We start from the raw sequence: 17,014 nt of genomic DNA, 5'->3' as shown, positions 1-17,014 counted from the left end.
TGTGGGTTCAGCGACGCGTGGCTCGGGCGATGCCGTCGATGACGGCGAAGACGATCGTGAGGGCGGACACGACGATGAGCGCGGTGTTGATCCAGGTGGTCGCGCTCTGCGGCCAGGCGGCGGCCTGGGTGAAGCCGGGGTTGAGCACCCGGTCACCGGCGGCGAGCCAGAGCAGCGCGATCGGGCAGGCGATCTCGACCAGTGTCCCGGCCACGGCCAGCGGAACGCTCCACCGGGCGTAGTGCTTGGCGTAGGCGACGGCGAGGTTCAGGGTCACCAGGGCGATGAACGCGTACACGAAGCCGGTCTGCCACAGCCACGGCGCGAACACGCCGATGGGGGCGCCGTGCGCGTCGGTCTCGGTGCTGATCACCGGGGAGAGCAGGATGAGGGTGGTGAACAGCACCATCGCCACGGTGTAGATGATCAGCTCGCCGTAGCGGGCGCGGCGGGTGGGCGGCTCGGGGAGCGCGTCGGGCGTCCAGCGCCTGGCGGGCGTGCGGCGTCCCGCGGCGCGTTCGATGGTCACGAACAGCAGCGTGGTCCAGCAGACCAGGTGCGCGGCGGTGGTGAGCGCCGCACCGAGGGTCTCGCCGATCAGGTCGAGCGCGCCCGCCCCGCGCAGTCCCTTCACGAGCCCCACCGCCACGGCCACGGCGGGCACGATGGTCACGAGCAGTGCGGTCAGTAATCGCGTGTAGTCGAGGTAGAGCGCGGGGCCGATGAGCTGGAGCGGACGGTCCGCGTAACCAGCCGCCAGCCGCGCCGGGTCGCCGAGCTCGGTCAGCACCGCGAACTCGGCCTCGGCCCGGTCGGCGCCGGCCTCCACCCGATCGTCGACGGCGTCGGCGATGGAGGCCCGCAGCTCGCGTTCGATGTCGATGTCGGGCCGCTGGTCCTCGGATCGCTGGTCCTCGGGTCGCCGGCTCCCGCTTCGCCGGCTTCCGGGCAGGTGGCGCAGGACCGCCGCGACATAGCGGTCGGTGAGCGTGTCGGTGGTGGCAGTAGTGGTCATGACGCGCCTTTCAGGGAGCGGAGTACGGTGTCGAGCTCGTCCCAGTCGCGACTGAGCGCGGCGGCGAGCGCAGCGCCCCTGTCGCTGGTGCGGTAGAACTTGCGCGGCCGGGATTCCTCGGTGTTCCAGTCGCTGGTCACCAGACCCTGTTTCTCCAGGCGGCGCAGGAGGGGGTAGAGGGTGTTGGCGTCGACGGCGAGGCCCGCCCGGGTGAGGCGGTCGAGCAGCGCGTAGCCATAGTCGGGACGGTCGAGCATGAGCAGGCAGGCCAGGACGACGGTGCCCCGCCGCAGCTCCTGGAGATGGGTGGCAAGCAGCTCATCGTCATCGTGCACATGCCACACGATACTGTGTGGCACACACTATTGCAACGAGCACGGCATAAAGCTGAACCATTCAGGGTGCGCGACAGGGCGCATCACTTCGGGGCCCTGGTCATATTCGGCCGGGAATTCCCGCTAAGCCTCCGAGCACCTGGCATGCGGGCCATGGAGGGGGGTCGGGATAACCGACCGCTCCGGCGTCTTGGAATTCCGGTTCCTGTTGAACGGGCCCGACCGCGACCGGGTACGGCTGACCATGTCCTCCCTCGTCGGCCCGACCCTGGCCGAGGTGCTGCCCGCCGTGCAGGCCCACACCTTCCAGCGTGTGACCATTCCCGACATGGACGAGAGCACCCCGGAGCAGATCGGCGAACTCATCCAGCTGGCCCGGCTCCTGCGCGGCGAGAAGGTCAGCACCACCTGGTCGGAGATCACCATGACGCGAGGTGCCTCCGGAGACCCGCCGCCCACCGACCCGGAGTTCGGCCTTCTGCTCACCAGCCAGGTCCTGGTCAACCTGGCCGGCAGGCAGATCCTCCTGGACGATGTGCAACGCCGCGTCCTTTATCACCACGCGCCCCCCGCCGACCCCCGCGCGCTCTCCTCAGCCCAGCCGGGCGACAGCGTCCGCCTGGTGCCCGGATCCTCTGCGGTAGACGCTGGCCACGGACGGGTGCCGGCCCTTGTTCTTGCCCGCTGGGATGACCAGTTTGCGCGCGATGTCCGGTACCGCCACACCGCGGGCGCCCAGCGACCGCGCGTAGGCGATCATGTCGTTGTCGAACACCTTCGGACGGCCGCCGTGCCGGCCACGCTGACGGGCCGAGGCCTGGCCTTCGAGGGACTTCTCCCGGATGTACTCCCGCTCGGACTCGGCCATCCCAGCGAAGAAGGCGAACAACGCCGCCCCGTGCCCTGAGGGGTTGTAGATGCCTTGCAGCGGCCCGCTCAGCAACTCCAGCTCGATGTCGTGGCGGCGGAGGTCCTCAGGGATGGCGAGCAGTTCGGCGGCACCCCGCTCCAGACGCTTCATCTCGTGCACCGTGACGATCACACGCTGATGTGGGACAGCCTGCTTGATCGTGCGGGCGTAGTCCATCGCGAAGATCGGTTCGCAGCCCGCCTCCTTCAGAGCGTCGAGCTGGCTGTCCAGCTCCTGCTGTGCCGGCCCGGAACTCCTATAGCTTCGGCGAGCCGCCACTCAGTTGATCAGTGGGTACGGCGGCGGGGTGCCAGGCCTCGGTGACCTTGGCGATGGCCTCAGCGCCGGGTTTGACGTAGCGCATGGCGGTACGGGGGTTCTTGTGCCGGGTCTTGCCCATGATGAGCTGCAGCGGGACCTCGGCCTCGCCGAGGTGGGTGGCGGCGCTGTGGCGCAGCTGGTGGAGGTCGAGTCCGGCGTACTTGTCCAGCAGGACGCGGGCGCGGTCGTAGCCGAGGCGGGCGCGGCCGGTGTGCGGGCAGATGTCGGCGGCGGCCGGGCGGCGGGCGGGGACCGGGCGGCGTTCGGACAGAACAGCGGGCCGTGGGTGCGGGCGGTGCCGTCCGGCAGGCGCAACAATCGGGGCAGTAGGTGGGCGGTCCCGCTGTCCCAGTACACCCATTCGGTCGCGCCGCCCTTGAAGGTGACGGGGGCACGCCGGGTATCCAAGTCGAGGTCTTCGACGTTGAGAGCGATGATCTCGGCGGCTCTGGCGGCTGTTTTGTAGAGCATCCGCCAGAGGGTCTTCTCCCGTAGCGGGATGTCGCGGCGCGCCAGTAGCAGGTGCAGGGTGGTCTTGGCCACGGCCCGGGTCTCGTCCGGGGTTTCCTTGCGGCGTTCGGCCTCGGCCGGCACCGATGGTGCGGGCCAGCGTTTGATGGTGCGGCACCAGGTGAGCCAGGAGCTGATCGCGGCGCGGATTATCACGTACATTGATTGGGATGATCTAGCCCGATTCGGAGTCGGTGGGTGGCTGTTCGACCGGGAAGAAGATCGGGCTGAGCAGGTGCTGTGTGCGGTCAGGTGTTGGCTGGTTGGTCAACAGCGGCAGGATTACGCGGCGGAACTCGCTGATCATCTCTTCCAGCTCGCCGCGGGTGAGCCAGACGGCGTGCTGCCGGTAGCCGATGAGGTCCGCCACCGGGTCGGCATCCTCGCGGTCGAGGTAGGCGTTGAATTCTGCGACCAGGACGGCCATCGAGGTGGCGAAGGCGCGCCGGTGGTCGTCGGGCGTCATGGCCGTGAGTGTGTCGGCGTCGAGGACGGCTCGGTCGTGGCGTAGCCGGTAGCGGCGCTCCACCGCGCCGCGCACTCGCCTCTCGCCCGCCACTTCCAGGATTCCGCTGGCCGCGAGCAGGTCGACGTGCCGATAGACCATGGCCTTCGAGGTGTCCGGGATCCGTGCGCACAGTTGGCCAGTGGTGAGTTCCCGCTCTCCGCGCATCGCGTGCACGATCCGTAGCCGCACCGGATGCGCCAGCAGCTCCAAAGTGTCCACGAGGCAACAGTCTCATGCTGTGCTACCGTTCGCAAAACAGTAGAATAGGTGGTAGCGGAATGACCAGGGAAACGGATCCGGCGGCGATCGCCACGGCGGTCGTCGAGATGGCACGAAGTGGACGCTTTGCCGGCATCGAGTTATTGTTCGCCCCGCCGCTGCGTGCGGTGGCCTCCGCTGAGACGCTGCAAGTCGGCTGGGAGAGTCAGATCTCAAGGCTCGGGGCGATCTCCGCGGTCGGGACGCCGATCAGCGAGCCGGCCCCCGAGAGCTGGGTGACCGCAATCGGGAAGGCCAACCTGGTCAAGGTGAGCGTCCCGGTGACGTACGAACGGGGCGGACTGACGGTGGTCATGGCGATCGACGAGACCGGCCTGCTGCAGGACCTGCAGCTCGCACCTCCGCTCACCGAGCCATGGACGCCACCACCGTACGCCCGCCGCAAGAGATTCGACGAGCACGAGGTCACCGTCGGCTCCGGCGCGCTGGCCGTACCCGGCACGTTGAGCCTGCCGCGCGGGCACGGCCCGCGGCCCGCCGTGGTGCTGCTCAGCGGCGGCGGGCCGTTCGACCGGGACGCCACCAGCGGCCCCAACAAGCCCCTCAAGGACCTGGCCTGGGGACTGGCCAGCCGCGGCGTGGCAGTGCTGCGCTTCGACAAGGTGACCCACACCCACGCCGCTCAGGTGGCGGCAATCCCGGACTTCACGATGAGCGACGAGTACGTCCCGCACGCCGTCGCGGCCATCCACCTGCTCCAACGCCACCCTGCCGTCGACGCCGCGCGGGTGTATGTCGCGGGCCACAGCATGGGCGGCAAGGTCGCCCCGCGGGTCGCCGCCGCCGAACCGTCGGTGGCCGGGCTGGTGCTCCTGGCCGGTGACACCCAGCCCATGCACCAGGCCGCCGTCCGCGTCGTCCGCCATCTCGCTTCGCTCGATCCCGGTGCACAGGCCGCAGTCGAGGCGATCACCCGACAGGCCGCAGTTGTCGACAGCCCGCACCTGTCGGCCGCCACTCCCGCCGCGGAGCTGCCGTTCGGCTTCTCCGGGGCGTACTGGCTCGACCTGCGCGGCTACGACCCAGTCGCGACCGCGGCCGCGCTGGACAAGCCGATGCTCATCCTCCAGGGCGGCCGCGACTACCAGGTCACCGTCGCCGACGACCTCGCGGGCTGGCAGGCAGGCCTCGCCCACCGCACGGACGTCACCATCCGTGTCTACGACGCCGACGACCACCTGTTCTTCCCCGGCTCTGGCCCGTCCACGCCCGCGGACTACGACAAGCCCCAGCACGTGGATGCGGCCGTGGTCACCGACATCGCCGACTGGCTGGCACCGCGCCCATCGGTGATCGCCCGGCTCGCCTCCAGCCTCAAACGCTGACCATCTCACCGGCTGCGATCGCCCGACGTAGATGGCGACCTGTGGCGCTCCATCCCCGCCACCGGGTGCTTGGGGCCGTTGCCCTTCATGAAACGGCGCAGGACCTGCTCGGTTTCCGCTGTCCGCAGCCGCAATCTGGTCGTAGTTGCGGGCGATGAGGTCCCAGTCGATCGGCCGCTTCTTGAGGATTTTGTCCACCTTCGGCCAGGCCGTCTGGATGGCGTCGGAACTGTACAGCTCGATCGCGCCGATGTTCTTCGTCCGGGGCAGCAGCGTGAAGCCCAGCGGTTCGGTGAAGGCGAACCCGATGGTGGCAGCGCCGTGGGTGTCGGTGTAGTTCGCCTCGACCTCGGCGTGGGTGCAATGCCGCAGCAGGCCCTCGATCATCGCCGCGACCTCCGAGGAGGAACAGGACTTGAGCTGAGAGAAGATGCACAGGCGGCCCTTGTCGACGTGCCAGTAGATCATGACGCCCAAACCGCCGTACCGGACGTGGAACTCGGTCATCAGATTGGAGTCCCAGGAGGCGAACCGCTTGGAGCCGCCCGCAGGTTCTCCCGGGTGACGTAGGTCGCGCGCACGTGCCGCAGCGCGGCCTTGTTCTGGCCGTGGTCGCCGGTCGTGGCCCTCTGCCGGATCCCCATGTTCGTGCCCAGGACGAAAAGCACCAGCAGCAACCGGCGATTCAGCGTCTGCCGGTCCAGCACCTCGCGGGTGGCCAACGAGGTGAAGGCGTCGGTGAAGTCGGTGAGGAAGGCGGTGTCCTTGAGGATGTCGAGCAGGTCGATGGTGCCCCACCGGCGCTGAACCTCGGCCTTCAGCCTGCCCAGGTTCCTCGGCTCCGGCAGCTTGTCCAGCTTGGGGACGCTCACCCACGGCTTGCCGCCCCGGGTGATGATCCGCACCCCGCCGGTACTGCCGTGGGTCAGGCCGGTGTTCAGCTTGTCCAGCGCGGCCTGCATCCGCGCCTTCAGGCCGGCGATGAACTCCGTGGCATCCAGCGGTTTGGCCAGCGTCGCGTAGTGCACGTCCCGGTTGTCCTCGAAATCGCCGGGCAGGTCCTCATCGGGATCACGCCAGCGGCCAGGCACCCTCGACATAGATTTCGCTGCGGCGTAGCGCGTCCTTCAGCGCGATCAGCACGCACAGCTCGTACGGGATCCGCTCCCGGGCCAGCAACTCGATCGCGTCCATCACCGGCCGGTAGGCGGTGTTGTGGCACTTGAACTCCAGCGCGGCCAGCAGCGGCGCTAGCATCCGCCGGTAGTAGTGCGAGTAGGAACCCCGCAACTGGTAGCGGATCCGCTCGGCGACCACGCGCTCGGTCGCCATCAGCTCCTTGGCCAGCGCCCGCAGCGTCTTCTCCCCGCCCGGCACCGCGGGGAAGACCACCTGCCGGACCGTCTCATCGGGGTTGCTCAGCGCGGCGTTCACCATCTTGGTGAAGATGCCGCGCTTGCCGGGCACCGCGGCGAGCTGACCGATCAGCTCTTTCTCCCCCCGCCGCTCGGCGCGCGCGTTGATCCGGTGGATCAGCCCGATCAACAGTTCCACCAGCCCGTCCACGAGTTCGGCTTGCCGGGTCCAGCACAACGCCGTCGCCGCCCAGGGCACACGGCTCATTGCCCTCCGCGCAGAAAACGTTGCATCCCGGGACGGCCTGCGACCAGCCTGCCTGCGCCGACTCGGCCTCCACGATCGCCGCCTTGTTCCCGACAGTCCCCGCATATCGTCTTGACCTGGAGCGCGCTCCAGTTCCTAGCCTCGGTCCCACCGGGGATCGACGACAGGAGAACTCGCGTGAGGACCGTACAACTCGGCCGTACCGGCGAACAGATCAGCCGGCTCGCCCTGGGCTGCATGATCATGGGCACCGTCACGCCGGAGGACGAAGCCGTCACGATGCTGGACCGGTACGCGGAGGCCGGCGGCACCTTCCTGGACACCGCCGACTGCTATGCCTGGTGGGAGCGCCGGGGCAGTTACGGAGGAGAGAGCGAGGAGCTGATCGGCCGCTGGCTGGCGAGGTCCGGCCGGCGCGACCAGCTGTTCCTGGCCACCAAGGGCAGCGCGGTCGTACGGGACCTGGACGCGGTCTGGGCCGGCGGCCGTCCGGACTGGGACGTCGCCTACCGCACTTTCGTCGGGGCCGGGGCGAAGACGTTGCGCGAGGCGATCGACGGCAGCCTGCGCCGGCTCGGCACCGATCACGTAGATCTCTACTACGTGCACGTCGACGACCGGGCCACGCCCCTGGAGGAGACGCTGGAGGCGCTCGCCGGCATCGTCCAGGCCGGCAAGGCCCGCTACCTCGGCTGGTCCAATGTGCGGACGTGGCGGCTGGAGCGCATCCGGCAGTTGTGCGCCCAGCACGGGTGGCCGGCGCCGGTCGCGCTCCAGCAGCAGCACTCCTACCTGCGACGCCGTGCCGGGCTACGGCACGCGTCCATCGTGGACGACGAGCAGCTCGACTACCTGGAGACGCACGACGACCTGACCCTGGTCGCGTACTCCCCCATCCTCAAGGGCATCTACGACGACCCGGGCAAGCGGCGGGGCCACGGGGCGATGGACCCGTACCAGGGCCCGGACGCCGAGGCCCGGCTCGCGGTGGTCGCCGAGGTGGCCGCGGAGGTCGGCGTCACCCCGAACGCGCTGGTCCTGGCGTGGCTGATGCACCAGAGCTCGCCGGCGATCGTGCCGCTGATCGGGCCCCGCACCCTTCAGCAGTACGAGGCCGCGCTCCCGGCGCTCGACGTCGAACTCACGGACGAGCAGCTCAGCCGGCTCGACGTGGCCGGCGCCTGACGCGGCATGGCCCCGAGGCGGCGGGGTCAGGCGCCGTAGCTGATGCGCTGGCGTCCGTGCTGTGGCGCTCGGGTGGCCAATCGCGGGTGGGTCGGGTTCCAGCCACCGGTCGTGCTCGGCCTCCGTCACGAAGGCGCTGGTCAAGGTGTCCAGCAGTGGGTGGCCGCCGTTGTCGCGCCAGAGCAGTGACCAGGCGTACAGCGGTGTGGGGTCGATCAGCGGGACCGAGCGGATCGCTGGGTGCGGCGGGAGGGGTATGTCCGCGGGCAGCAGGCTGAAGTGGTGCCTGTCGGTTGCCAGGTCGGCCAGGAAACGGTCCAGCCCCAGGTTCGTGCCTTCGGCGTGTTGGTGGATGCCGAAGGCGATAGCGAAGCGGTGCAGGAAGTCCAGCCGATGGAGCGCGCCGGGAGTCCGCAGTACGCCGTCGCGCAACTGCGCCGGACGGATCGCGGGCGCGTCCGCCAGCGGATGATCGGCGTGGAGGATCGACAGCTCCTCGGCCGCGTGGCAGAAGTGCAGCTTTTCTGCCGCCTGTTCGAACGCTCGCACCTGCGCCAGGTCCAAGTCCACGGCTGTCGCCATAGGCGAGAACCTATGGTTGTCGGCTCCTCGCGTCCGTTGTCGGCTCAGGCGATCCGCTCGCCGGTTTCATAGCCGCATGCGTAGATTGATCCCTACGGGAGATGCCTCGCGGCCGATGGAGTTCACCCAGGCCACTCAGCCCATGCCCGCCCCGGACGAGGTGCTGATCAAGGGTTGAGGCGTTCTCCCCGAATCGCGGGGAGACGTTCCTGCTGGAGGCGCCGGAGCCCGGTCTGCAGCCGGGCAAGGACGTCGCCGGCCTGGTCGTGCAGGCCGCCGCCGGCGGCTCGGGCCCACCGGCCGGGCAGCCGGGTGGTGGGCCATCCACCCATGGGCGGCTGGGCCGAGTACGCGGCCGTGCCCACCCACTCGATCGCCGTGCTGCCCGACGGGCTCACCACCGCGCAGGCGGCCGCCCTGCCGCTGGCCGGGACCACCGCGCTGCGGCTGCTCCGCACCGCCGGCGCCGTGACGGGCAGCCGGCTGCTGCTGACCGGCGCCTCCGGCGGAGTGGGGCACTACCTGACCGAGCCCTCCGCCGCGGCCGGAGCGGAGGTGACCGCGGTGACCGCCACGGCAGAGCGCGGCGCGCGCCTGCGTGAGCTGGGCGCCGCGGGGATCGTGCACGCCGTGGACGAGGCGGACGGGCCGTTCGACGTGGTGCTGGAGCGCTGTCCAGCCGCGACCGGCACTCCGTTCACCGCCCCGTGCGGGCGCTGCTCACAGGCCCCGCGATGACAGACGCGGCGTTGTCGCGCCCTCAGCCGGGGGCTGCGGCGGTGACGGCCTGGAGGGCTGCACTCAGGGTTCGGGCCTGTGTCGGCGACTGCTGGGCGTCGGCGAGGGCGATGGCACTGTCGTTGTGATGCAGCATCACGATGCCGTCGTGCAGGGTGACGGCGTGGAAGGCGCAGCCGGGCAGCCGCACGCCGGGTTGACCGTCGACGTCGGCCAGCGGTGGCACGATCAGGCCGGTGGCTGCCTGGGCGGCGGCGAGTTGGTGGCGCAGGGTCTGCAGTTCGCGTTCGGTCATCTCCAGGCGGGTTTCGGCGGTGGCCCGGTCCAGGCGGGCTTGGTCGTGCTGGGTCCGTAGGCGGTCGCGTTCCTCCTCGAAGCGGCGCTGGGCCTCGGCGAGGGTGTCGCGGGCGGCGCGGGTTTCGGCGCGGGCTTGCTCGGTGGCGGTGTCGGCCTGCTGGAGTTGCCGGCGGGTGGTGGCCAGGTGGGCGGTGGTCTGTTCCAGGGTGTCGGTCAGGCGGCGGACGTCGGCATTGGCTTGGTGCAGTTGACGGTCGCGTTCGGCGAGGGTCTCGGCGCGTTCGTCGGCCAGGGTCTCGGCGCGTGACAGGTCCGCGGCCAGGCGGGACAGCTGCTCGGCCTGGCGTGTGGTGAGGAGCTGCTCGTCGTTCAGCCGGGTGGTGAGGTTGCCGATCTGGACGCCGAGGCGTTCGGCGTGGGCGCGGGCTTCGGCGTGGATACGGTCGCGGTGTTCCTCGGCCGCGTGCTGGGCGCCCAGGGCTTCCCGCTGGGCGTGCAGGGCCGCGTCGCGTTCCTGTTCGGCCGTCTGGCGGTCGGCGTGGGCGTAGCGCTTACGCGGTCGCGGTGTTCCTCGGCCGCGTGCTGGGCGCCCAGGGCTTCCCGCTGGGCGTGCAGGGCCGCGTCGCGTTCCTGTTCGGCCGTCTGGCGGTCGGCGTGGGCGGCGCGCATCGCGGTGCGGGCCTGTTCGGCGTCGGCTTCGGCCTGCTGCACGCGCGTCTCGGCCTGGGCCAGCTGGGCGGCGACGGCCTGCCACACCTGCTCCAGGCGCTCGTCGAGGCGGCGCAGGTCCTCACGCTCGGCGGCCAGCTCGGCGTCGCGCTGCTGCAGAGCGGCCCGGATCTGCCCGGCTTCGGCGGTGAAGGCGCTGACCGCGGTGTGCGTGACCATCGCGGCGGGAGCGCTGTCGTCGAGGAAATTGCCACACAGCTTGCAGCAGTACTTGCTGGGACGGCCGCCCTTGCCGGGCTCACGGTCGGGCTTGGCGCGGCCGCAGCCGGGCCGGGCGCATCGGCGCAGCACATCGTCAGTGACCAGAGCCAGACACTCGCGGGTGTGGCCCCGCCCGCCCGGGGCGGCTCCTCCCCGCTCGGGGGCGTGCCGTCCGGTTCGCTGGGGTCGAAGCTGATCTCCCTCACGGAGCGAATTTAGCATTAGCACGTGCTCCAATACTGGGTGATTCGCATAACGCATATGCGATCTGTTGTTGATCACTGAGAAGTGGAGTTCTCAAAGATCAACTCTGCTAGAGTGGCGTCCGTGATCGACTCCGAGCTGACCCCGGGACCGGGACCCCGCCCGCTCCCCACGGCCGCCTTCCCCGCCTCCGCCGCCGGACTGGCGCCGGCCACCGTCGCGGCGGTCGCGCCCGCCCGCGACCCGTACCTGCTCTACCTGGGGCGGCTGGGCAGCGCCGACTCCCGCCGTGGCATGCGGATCTGCCTGGACCACATCACCCGCATGCTGACCGGTGACCAGCTCGACGACACCGCCGTCACCGGACAGGGCCAGCCCTGGCACCACCTGCGCTACGAGCACACCGCCTGGATCCGCGAGCAGATCGACCAGATGGACTGGTCGCCCGCCTACCGCAACAAACACCTGGCCGCGTTGCGCGGCGTACTCAAGGAGGCATGGAAACTCGGCCTGCTCAGCACCGACGACCATCAGCGGGCCGTCGCCCTGGCCCCCTTCACCGGCCACCGCGAACCGGCCGGCCAGCACGTCCCGGACACCGTCATCGGCGCGCTCATCGCCGCCTGCGACGCCGACCTGTCACCAGCCGGCGTCGTCACCGGTGCAGGGCTGCGCGACGCGGCTGTCATCGCCGTGCTGGACGCCTGCGGCCTGCGCCGCGCCGAGCTGGTCGCCCTGCAGTACGCCGACTACGACCGGGCCCGGCGCATGCTCACCGTCATCGGCAAGGGCGACAAACAACGCCGCATCCCGGTCAACACCTTCGCCGCCCGCCGCCTGGAAGCCTGGCTCGCCCGCCGCGGCACCCACCGCGGCCCACTGTTCCCGCGCCTGACCCGCGGCGGCACCGTACGCACCACCCCCGACGGTCGCCCCTGGCAGATGAACCCCCAGGCCGTACGCGACATCCTCGCCAAACGCACCGAGCAAGCCGCCACCACGCCAGTGCGCCCGCACGACCTGCGCCGCACCTTCATCTCCAACCTGCTACCGCAGGCCGACGCGATCATGACCGCCCGCCTGGCCGGCCACGCCAGCCCCAGCACCACCCTCGGCTACGACGTACGCCCCGACGAAGAAGCCCGCGACGCCGTCGAACGACTCCGCATCCCCACCGTCGCGCCACTGCTGCCCGAGACACCCGCTGACCAGCGCCCTCCCGCCGTACGATGAAAAGGACAGGGGGCCTCAGCCCGCGGGCGATCCCGGTCCTAGAGCTTCGCGAGCGGTGTTGCCTTACCCGACGCCCCCGCCCGAGGGCTTCGGCCGGCACCAGGACGGCACCGTGGTGCTGTATTGCCAGGGCCACACTGCCGGCCGGTACCGGACGCCGCCCCTGACCCATCCCTCATGAGAAGGAGCCACTTCACCGGCCATTTCGCCCGCATCACATCCGGACCTCTTGCCGCCGCTCCACTCCAACGCCGCTGGCTACTCGGCGTTTCGCGCATTCGCCGAGCACCGCGGTCGCCGGCACACCTGGTCACCCTCGCCCGAAAGGCCGAGGCCGCCGGGTGGGACGCCGTGCTGGTGTGGGACCACTTGGCCTTCACCCGGAGGCACACCATCGGCCCACCCGTGAGTGACGCTGGCCGCGGCGGCGCAGGCGCGTGGCGGCCGCACTGCGGTCATGTGAGTTGCTGTTCGGCGACAAGGCGCTGCAACCGGCGGCGATGTGCCGCGGCCTCCTGGAGGCTGTGAGCGTTCCAGGGCTTCTCTCGGTGTGTCTGCAGCCGATCCCGGTAGCCGCCGGCGGAAGCATGGCGTGCACCATCGCGCCTGCATCCCCATTGGTTTCGTCTATCCGAACTGGAGCGACAATGGACTGGAACTAAGCGTTTGCGCGATCGGCTGAAAGACCCTGCCAACCCCATGCCGTACCACCTGGCCACACCGCGGCCCCTCACCTGGAGGGGCGAGGCACAGAGTGGGCAGCGGCTGCCGATCATGGCATATCCCGGCAAGGGCGACAAGGAGATCGTCCACCGGAACCGGAAATGAGCTGATTCCGGCGTCCTCTTGGGTTCGCATGATCTTCTCGCAGGTCAAATCGAGATGATCTTGCCAGGCACGTCAGGCACCTGGGATGGCGTCCCTGGCATAGTGTGGCGAGCGCCTTGCTCGCGTGCTGTACGCAGCGAGTTGGTCTGGCGGGCGCCGAACCATGATGTTCTGCCGCGTCACGTCGTGATCACTGGGCCGGCCGCGACGGCCGGGCCGCAGGTTCAGGACGGCCTGGCCGAGCAGTGGTGCGCGACCTGATCGCTCACACCCGGGCCGGTGAATCCGCTGGCGAGAAGGCGACGGGTTAGTGCTCGGCCGGCTCGCTGAGCTGGGTCGACCTCACCGGCCCGGGCCTTGCTGATCGGACCGCCGAGACGATGGCGCCGTCGATGGCATGTCGTACTACTCGTGGCTGATCCGCGTCCCCCAGGCTGGGCATCGCCGAAGAAACGAGGCGGGCATCCCGGGTCGTCGTCGTGGCCATCCGGGATCAGCTCCGCTCGGAGCTCCCTGAGGCGGTGACGCAATGGCGGATCCAGTCGATAACGGCAAGAAGCTGAAGGTCGACGAAGCGCTCGTCCACCAGCGTCCCCCGTTGCCGAGGCGTGATCAAGATCTGTCAGGATTCTCCGGCCTGTCCCCTTTGAGGAGGAATCCGTTGCAGCGCTTGATCGCCGGGCTCGCCGGCGCCGTCGTCCTGACCGTCGCGGCCGTCCCCGCCGCCGCCGCGTCCGCCGATCCGGTGAAGGCGCTCAAGAGCCGGGTGATCGCCGGGCAGGGGGTCAAGGTCACGGACGTGACGTCGTACGTGGACATGGAGGGCAAGACGGTCTTCCTGCGGCGCACCGGAGTGCTGCAGTACGGCAAGCCCGTCAAGGGCGGCGCGGGAACCGTCGCCGCCGCCGACCTGCGCAGTGTGTACATCCCGCACGAGGGCCCCGTCTTCGACGTCATCGACAACCTGCTGGGTGACGAGCGCACGATCACCGTCGGCAGGTACAGCTACACCAAGGGCGCCAAGCTGTACGGTGCGACACGGAAGGGCAAGAGCTGGATCAAGCTCAAGCGCCCCATGCCCGGCGGGGTGAGCGGCATGTACAGCCAGTACGTGAACGCGGCCGAGCCTGCGACGCTGCAGGTCCTCATCAAGCACGGCGAGCGGTCGGGCCGGACCTACAAGGGCACGGTCGGGGAGGCCGCCCTGTGGAAGGCGTCACCCTGGTATCGGGCCGCCACGCTCGTCAAGCCCAAGGACGGCACGCTGCAGTACGAGCTCACCCTGGGGACGAACGGCCTGCCCCAGCGGCTCATCACCTCCCACCCGGCCAAGGAGCACTGGGTGGAGAGCCTGGTCAACGACGACATGATCACCATCGAGACCCGTTACACGGGCTGGGGCGGCAAGGTCCGCGTGACGGTCCCTCCGAAGAACCAGGTCGCAGGCTGACCGGGAACGCAGGCGGGCCAATGTTTCTCGCCAGGGGACGTCACGGTTGAGGCTAGCTGGCGACGGCCCCTCGGCCGGCTGTGGATACTCTAGGCATTCTTGATGCTTTTTGTACCAAATAGGGGTTTTGTCTGGTTCGAGCGGCCGATAGAAACCGGGCGTGGCCACCCTTCCTGACCAGCGCAAACACGCCCGTATGCGGCTCCGGAGCCCGATCGAGCCGATGCTGGCCAAGGCCGTGGCCGACTTTCCTCCAGGCCGTCCCGGCGCCTGGCGGTACGAGCCCAAATTTGACGGCTTCCGAGGTCTGGCCCTCGTGGACAGCGACCGCGGCGTTCACCTGCAGTCCCGGCGCGGAGCCCGCCTCACCGACACATTCCCTGAGATCGTCTGGGCGGTGTTCGAGCACATCCCCGCCAGGACCGTGCTCGACGGCGAGATCGTCCGCTGGGCAGCCGGGCAGCTCGACTTCAGCGCGCTGCACCGGCGGAACATCGCCGGACGCCGCCGCGCCCCCTCCCTCGCCACCTCCGAACCGTGCCACTACGCCGTGTTCGACGTGCTGAAACTGCGCGGGCGAGATGTGACAGGTCTCCCCCTGCACGAGCGCCGCGCCCTCCTGGAGGGCCTGTTCACGACCATCCCGTCCGCCGGCGTGCTCGCCCTGGGCCTGCAAACCACGGACGAGGCCGAGGCGCGCACCTGGTACGAGACGCTGGCCCTCGCCGGAGTCGAGGGCCTCGTCATCAAGCCGACCCGGTCCACATACGAGGTCGGCGCCCGAGGCTGGCTCAAGCTCAAACGGCGGACCAGCATGGACGCGGTCGTCGGCGGGTTCGTCGGCTCACCGCTGCGGCCGAGCGGGCTGATCCTCGGCCGGTACGACGACGCCGGGCGGCTCCGCGTCGTCGGCCGCACCACCCAGCTCGCCGCGCAGGCGGCGGCCGAGGTCGCCCCGCTGCTCACCCCCGCCCGCGCCGGCCATCCGTGGCCGGAGACGCTGCCGCCGGGCTGGGCGTCCAGCCCGTACGGCGGCCGCGGCCCCATCACCTACACCCAGGTCCCACCGAACCTGGTGGACGAGACAGGCCGATCCGCAGCCATACGGCCACGAAACCCCTTAGTGAGCGCCCCTCATGGGATCTCGAACCGAGCAATGCCTGAACTGCGAGGCACCGCTGCCCTCGCCCACCGGCTGCGGCGGGCGGCCCCGCACCTACTGCTCCGACGCCTGCCGGTGGGACTTCGGCAGGACCCGCGCCAGGCGCTGGCGCCCGCTCACCCAGCGCCACCAACGCCAAGACGACACCCGCAAGCAGCGCCGTCATCTCCATGACCAGGCTGAACACCTCGCTCAGGCAGCCGGGAAGCTGGCCCTCGACCTGCACGCGGAAGACCTCGCCCTGCCCACCCAGCAGACTGGCTGGAAATCCGGGCCGATCGCCGGCTACGCCGCGGCCGCGCTGCCCCTGCTCGCTCAGGCCCGCGCCGTCCGGGCCGCGGCCGTCGCCGCCGATCGGGCGGCCGGCGCCACCTGGGACGAGATCGGCGCAGTTCTAGATGTCAGCCCTGACACCGCCGCCCGCCGCTACCGCACCTGATGGCGAGCTGGCACCTCATCGAGCGGCGCTCACGCACTGATCGAGAAAGCCTTGGCGCGTGCAGCCGTCGGGATGGTGAGATAACACGGTGATCAACCACGACGAGGCGGCAGTCCGACCGTTGACACTGGCCTGGGTGAGCCGGCACCTGGAGGTCGGCGAACGGATCGTCAGGACCGAGGTGCTGCACGGCGGCATCACGGCCGAGATGCGGAGGCTGACCATCGGCACGCAGGACGGAGACACCCGTGACCTGGTGCTGCGGAGTTTCGTCGACCCGTTCAGGGTGAGGGGCGCTGAGGGCGGGCTGAACGGGGAGGCCGGCGCCCTGTCTCTGCTCGCCGGGACCGGCGTGCCGGCTCCTGAGCTGGTCGCGGTTGATCCGACCGCCGCGCATTGCGAGTATCCGTCGCTCTTGATGACACATCTGGCAGGCCGGACGGTCCTCGACGATGAGGGAGTGGAGACGCGCGTTCCTCTGCTGGCTCGTCAACTCGTGGCCATCCATGCGCTGCGGCCCGCCGAGCGGCCCCGGAAGTATGTGACGCTGACGACCGCCGACACCGTCGTGACTCCGAAGGGCGCCGACGCGGCGGCATGGGCCGCGGCGATCGACGTGATCCGCAAGCCCGCGCCGCCCTATGAAGGGCGATTCCTGCACCGAGACTTCCAGCCCGGCAACGTGTTGTTCGACGTGCCGCCCTCAACGCCGGCGGGCGCCCGGATCATCGGCGTCGTCGACTGGGCAGGGGCCTGTTGGGGTCCGGCGGATCTCGATGTGGCGCACTGCTCCACCAACCTCGCGCTGCTGCACGGACCGGCGTGGGGTCTACGGTTCGCTGAGGCGTACGAGGAGGCTGGCGGGGTGCTGGCCGCGGCCGGGTCACGTCCACCGACGTGGTGTATGAATCAAGCTTCGAGTGATCCTGTTTCTGCAGGTTAAGCGGTAAGTGTCTGTGGGAGCGGGTTCGGGGCCGGTGTGTCGCCGGCGATGAGCCGGACGCGGGCTTTGGCCAGAATGTCCAGACCCATGTAGCGGCGGGCTTCGGTCCATTCGTCGGTCTGCTCGGCCAGGACCGCGCCGACGAGGCGGATGATCGCGGCCCGGTCGGGGAAGATGCCGACCACGTCGGTGCGGCG

At 70.0% G+C, this 17,014-nt stretch carries 18 protein-coding genes and 1 pseudogene; 10 read left to right on the top strand and 9 right to left on the bottom strand.

What is annotated here, in order from left to right:
* Positions 1-7 precede the first annotated feature (7 nt).
* The 5 genes from BMW85_RS33140 to BMW85_RS33115 form a co-directional block, all read right to left on the bottom strand.
* The gene (locus BMW85_RS33140; protein ID WP_091089420.1) at positions 8-1,015 is read right to left on the bottom strand and encodes a permease prefix domain 1-containing protein; all 1,008 of its coding nucleotides are present in this window, start codon (positions 1,013-1,015) and stop codon (positions 8-10) included.
* Positions 1,012-1,350: a PadR family transcriptional regulator gene (locus BMW85_RS33135; RefSeq protein WP_218156036.1), complete on the bottom strand. Its 339-nt coding sequence runs from the start codon at positions 1,348-1,350 to the stop codon at positions 1,012-1,014. The genes BMW85_RS33140 and BMW85_RS33135 overlap by 4 nt, the downstream gene beginning before the upstream one ends.
* Before the next feature lie 592 nt (positions 1,351-1,942).
* Positions 1,943-2,539, bottom strand: coding sequence for a recombinase family protein (locus BMW85_RS33125; protein ID WP_218156035.1), 597 nt, complete (start codon positions 2,537-2,539; stop codon positions 1,943-1,945).
* Positions 2,517-2,942 carry a tyrosine-type recombinase/integrase gene (locus BMW85_RS51465; RefSeq protein ID WP_245775204.1) on the bottom strand — a complete coding sequence of 142 codons (426 nt, stop codon included), beginning with the start codon at positions 2,940-2,942 and terminating at the stop codon, positions 2,517-2,519. The genes BMW85_RS33125 and BMW85_RS51465 overlap by 23 nt, the downstream gene beginning before the upstream one ends.
* Positions 2,943-3,266: 324 nt before the next feature.
* Positions 3,267-3,818 (bottom strand): helix-turn-helix domain-containing protein, encoded by a 552-nt coding sequence (locus BMW85_RS33115; protein WP_091089412.1) that lies wholly within the window; start codon positions 3,816-3,818, stop codon positions 3,267-3,269.
* A gap of 59 nt (positions 3,819-3,877) precedes the next feature.
* On the opposite strand from BMW85_RS33115, the gene BMW85_RS33110 reads away from it, so the two are divergent.
* Positions 3,878-5,203, top strand: a complete 1,326-nt coding sequence (locus tag BMW85_RS33110; protein WP_091089410.1) for an alpha/beta hydrolase — start codon at positions 3,878-3,880, stop codon at positions 5,201-5,203.
* A gap of 192 nt (positions 5,204-5,395) precedes the next feature.
* Here BMW85_RS33110 and BMW85_RS51460 read toward each other — a convergent pair.
* Positions 5,396-6,165, bottom strand: a pseudogene (locus tag BMW85_RS51460) (Tn3 family transposase); the annotation flags it as partial.
* A gap of 109 nt (positions 6,166-6,274) precedes the next feature.
* Positions 6,275-6,826 carry a hypothetical protein gene (locus BMW85_RS51455; protein WP_245775203.1) on the bottom strand — a complete coding sequence of 184 codons (552 nt, stop codon included), beginning with the start codon at positions 6,824-6,826 and terminating at the stop codon, positions 6,275-6,277.
* Between the two features lie 177 nt (positions 6,827-7,003).
* Here BMW85_RS51455 and BMW85_RS33100 point away from each other — a divergent pair, with 177 nt between their 5' ends.
* From BMW85_RS33100 to BMW85_RS50550, 3 genes are all read left to right on the top strand, one after another.
* Positions 7,004-8,011, top strand: a complete 1,008-nt coding sequence (locus BMW85_RS33100) for an aldo/keto reductase (RefSeq protein ID WP_091089407.1) — start codon at positions 7,004-7,006, stop codon at positions 8,009-8,011.
* Between the two features lie 240 nt (positions 8,012-8,251).
* Positions 8,252-8,665 (top strand): hypothetical protein, encoded by a 414-nt coding sequence (locus BMW85_RS49900; protein ID WP_177241008.1) that lies wholly within the window; start codon positions 8,252-8,254, stop codon positions 8,663-8,665.
* A 243-nt stretch (positions 8,666-8,908) separates the two neighbouring features.
* Positions 8,909-9,331: an MDR/zinc-dependent alcohol dehydrogenase-like family protein gene (locus BMW85_RS50550; protein ID WP_218156034.1), complete on the top strand. Its 423-nt coding sequence runs from the start codon at positions 8,909-8,911 to the stop codon at positions 9,329-9,331.
* A 22-nt stretch (positions 9,332-9,353) separates the two neighbouring features.
* On the opposite strand, the gene BMW85_RS33085 is transcribed toward BMW85_RS50550, so the two are convergent.
* Positions 9,354-9,626, bottom strand: coding sequence for a hypothetical protein (locus tag BMW85_RS33085; protein ID WP_091089406.1), 273 nt, complete (start codon positions 9,624-9,626; stop codon positions 9,354-9,356).
* A 135-nt stretch (positions 9,627-9,761) separates the two neighbouring features.
* On the opposite strand from BMW85_RS33085, the gene BMW85_RS48755 reads away from it, so the two are divergent.
* The 6 genes from BMW85_RS48755 (at position 9,762) to BMW85_RS33060 (ending at position 16,817) form a co-directional block, all read left to right on the top strand.
* On the top strand, positions 9,762-9,935 hold the full coding sequence (locus BMW85_RS48755) for a bacteriocin (protein WP_143082487.1): 174 nt from the start codon (positions 9,762-9,764) through the stop codon (positions 9,933-9,935).
* A gap of 257 nt (positions 9,936-10,192) precedes the next feature.
* Complete coding sequence (locus tag BMW85_RS48750) at positions 10,193-10,777, top strand: hypothetical protein (RefSeq protein WP_143082486.1); 585 nt, start codon at positions 10,193-10,195, stop codon at positions 10,775-10,777.
* A gap of 108 nt (positions 10,778-10,885) precedes the next feature.
* Entirely contained in the window at positions 10,886-11,995 is a 1,110-nt protein-coding gene (locus tag BMW85_RS33075; RefSeq protein WP_245775202.1) for a tyrosine-type recombinase/integrase, read from the top strand.
* A gap of 1,489 nt (positions 11,996-13,484) precedes the next feature.
* On the top strand, positions 13,485-14,273 hold the full coding sequence (locus tag BMW85_RS33070; protein ID WP_143082485.1) for a hypothetical protein: 789 nt from the start codon (positions 13,485-13,487) through the stop codon (positions 14,271-14,273).
* 160 nt (positions 14,274-14,433) lie between these two features.
* Positions 14,434-15,609, top strand: a complete 1,176-nt coding sequence (locus tag BMW85_RS33065) for an ATP-dependent DNA ligase (protein WP_143082484.1) — start codon at positions 14,434-14,436, stop codon at positions 15,607-15,609.
* Positions 15,610-15,962: 353 nt separating this feature from the next.
* Positions 15,963-16,817, top strand: coding sequence for a phosphotransferase family protein (locus BMW85_RS33060; RefSeq protein WP_177241007.1), 855 nt, complete (start codon positions 15,963-15,965; stop codon positions 16,815-16,817).
* On the opposite strand, the gene BMW85_RS33055 is transcribed toward BMW85_RS33060, so the two are convergent.
* Positions 16,814-17,014: transposase (locus BMW85_RS33055; RefSeq protein WP_177241016.1), on the bottom strand; the 201-nt coding region annotated here is incomplete at its 5' end. The genes BMW85_RS33060 and BMW85_RS33055 overlap by 4 nt on opposite strands.

Origin of the sequence: Nonomuraea wenchangensis, assembly GCF_900111685.1 — a bacterium.
GTDB classification, from domain to species: Bacteria; Actinomycetota; Actinomycetes; order Streptosporangiales; family Streptosporangiaceae; genus Nonomuraea; species Nonomuraea wenchangensis.
The sequence above is the reverse complement of the archived record's forward strand: the minus strand, read 5'-3'. Positions and strand labels throughout refer to the sequence as shown.

Coding starts and splice junctions, on each gene's coding strand:
- BMW85_RS33140 (WP_091089420.1), bottom strand. CDS start 1,015: ATGACCACTACTGCCACCACCGACACGCTCACCGACCGCTATGTCGCG.
- BMW85_RS51465 (WP_245775204.1), bottom strand. CDS start 2,942: ATGGGTGTACTGGGACAGCGGGACCGCCCACCTACTGCCCCGATTGTT.
- BMW85_RS33110 (WP_091089410.1), top strand. CDS start 3,878: ATGACCAGGGAAACGGATCCGGCGGCGATCGCCACGGCGGTCGTCGAG.
- BMW85_RS51455 (WP_245775203.1), bottom strand. CDS start 6,826: ATGAGCCGTGTGCCCTGGGCGGCGACGGCGTTGTGCTGGACCCGGCAA.
- BMW85_RS33085 (WP_091089406.1), bottom strand. CDS start 9,626: ATGACCGAACGCGAACTGCAGACCCTGCGCCACCAACTCGCCGCCGCC.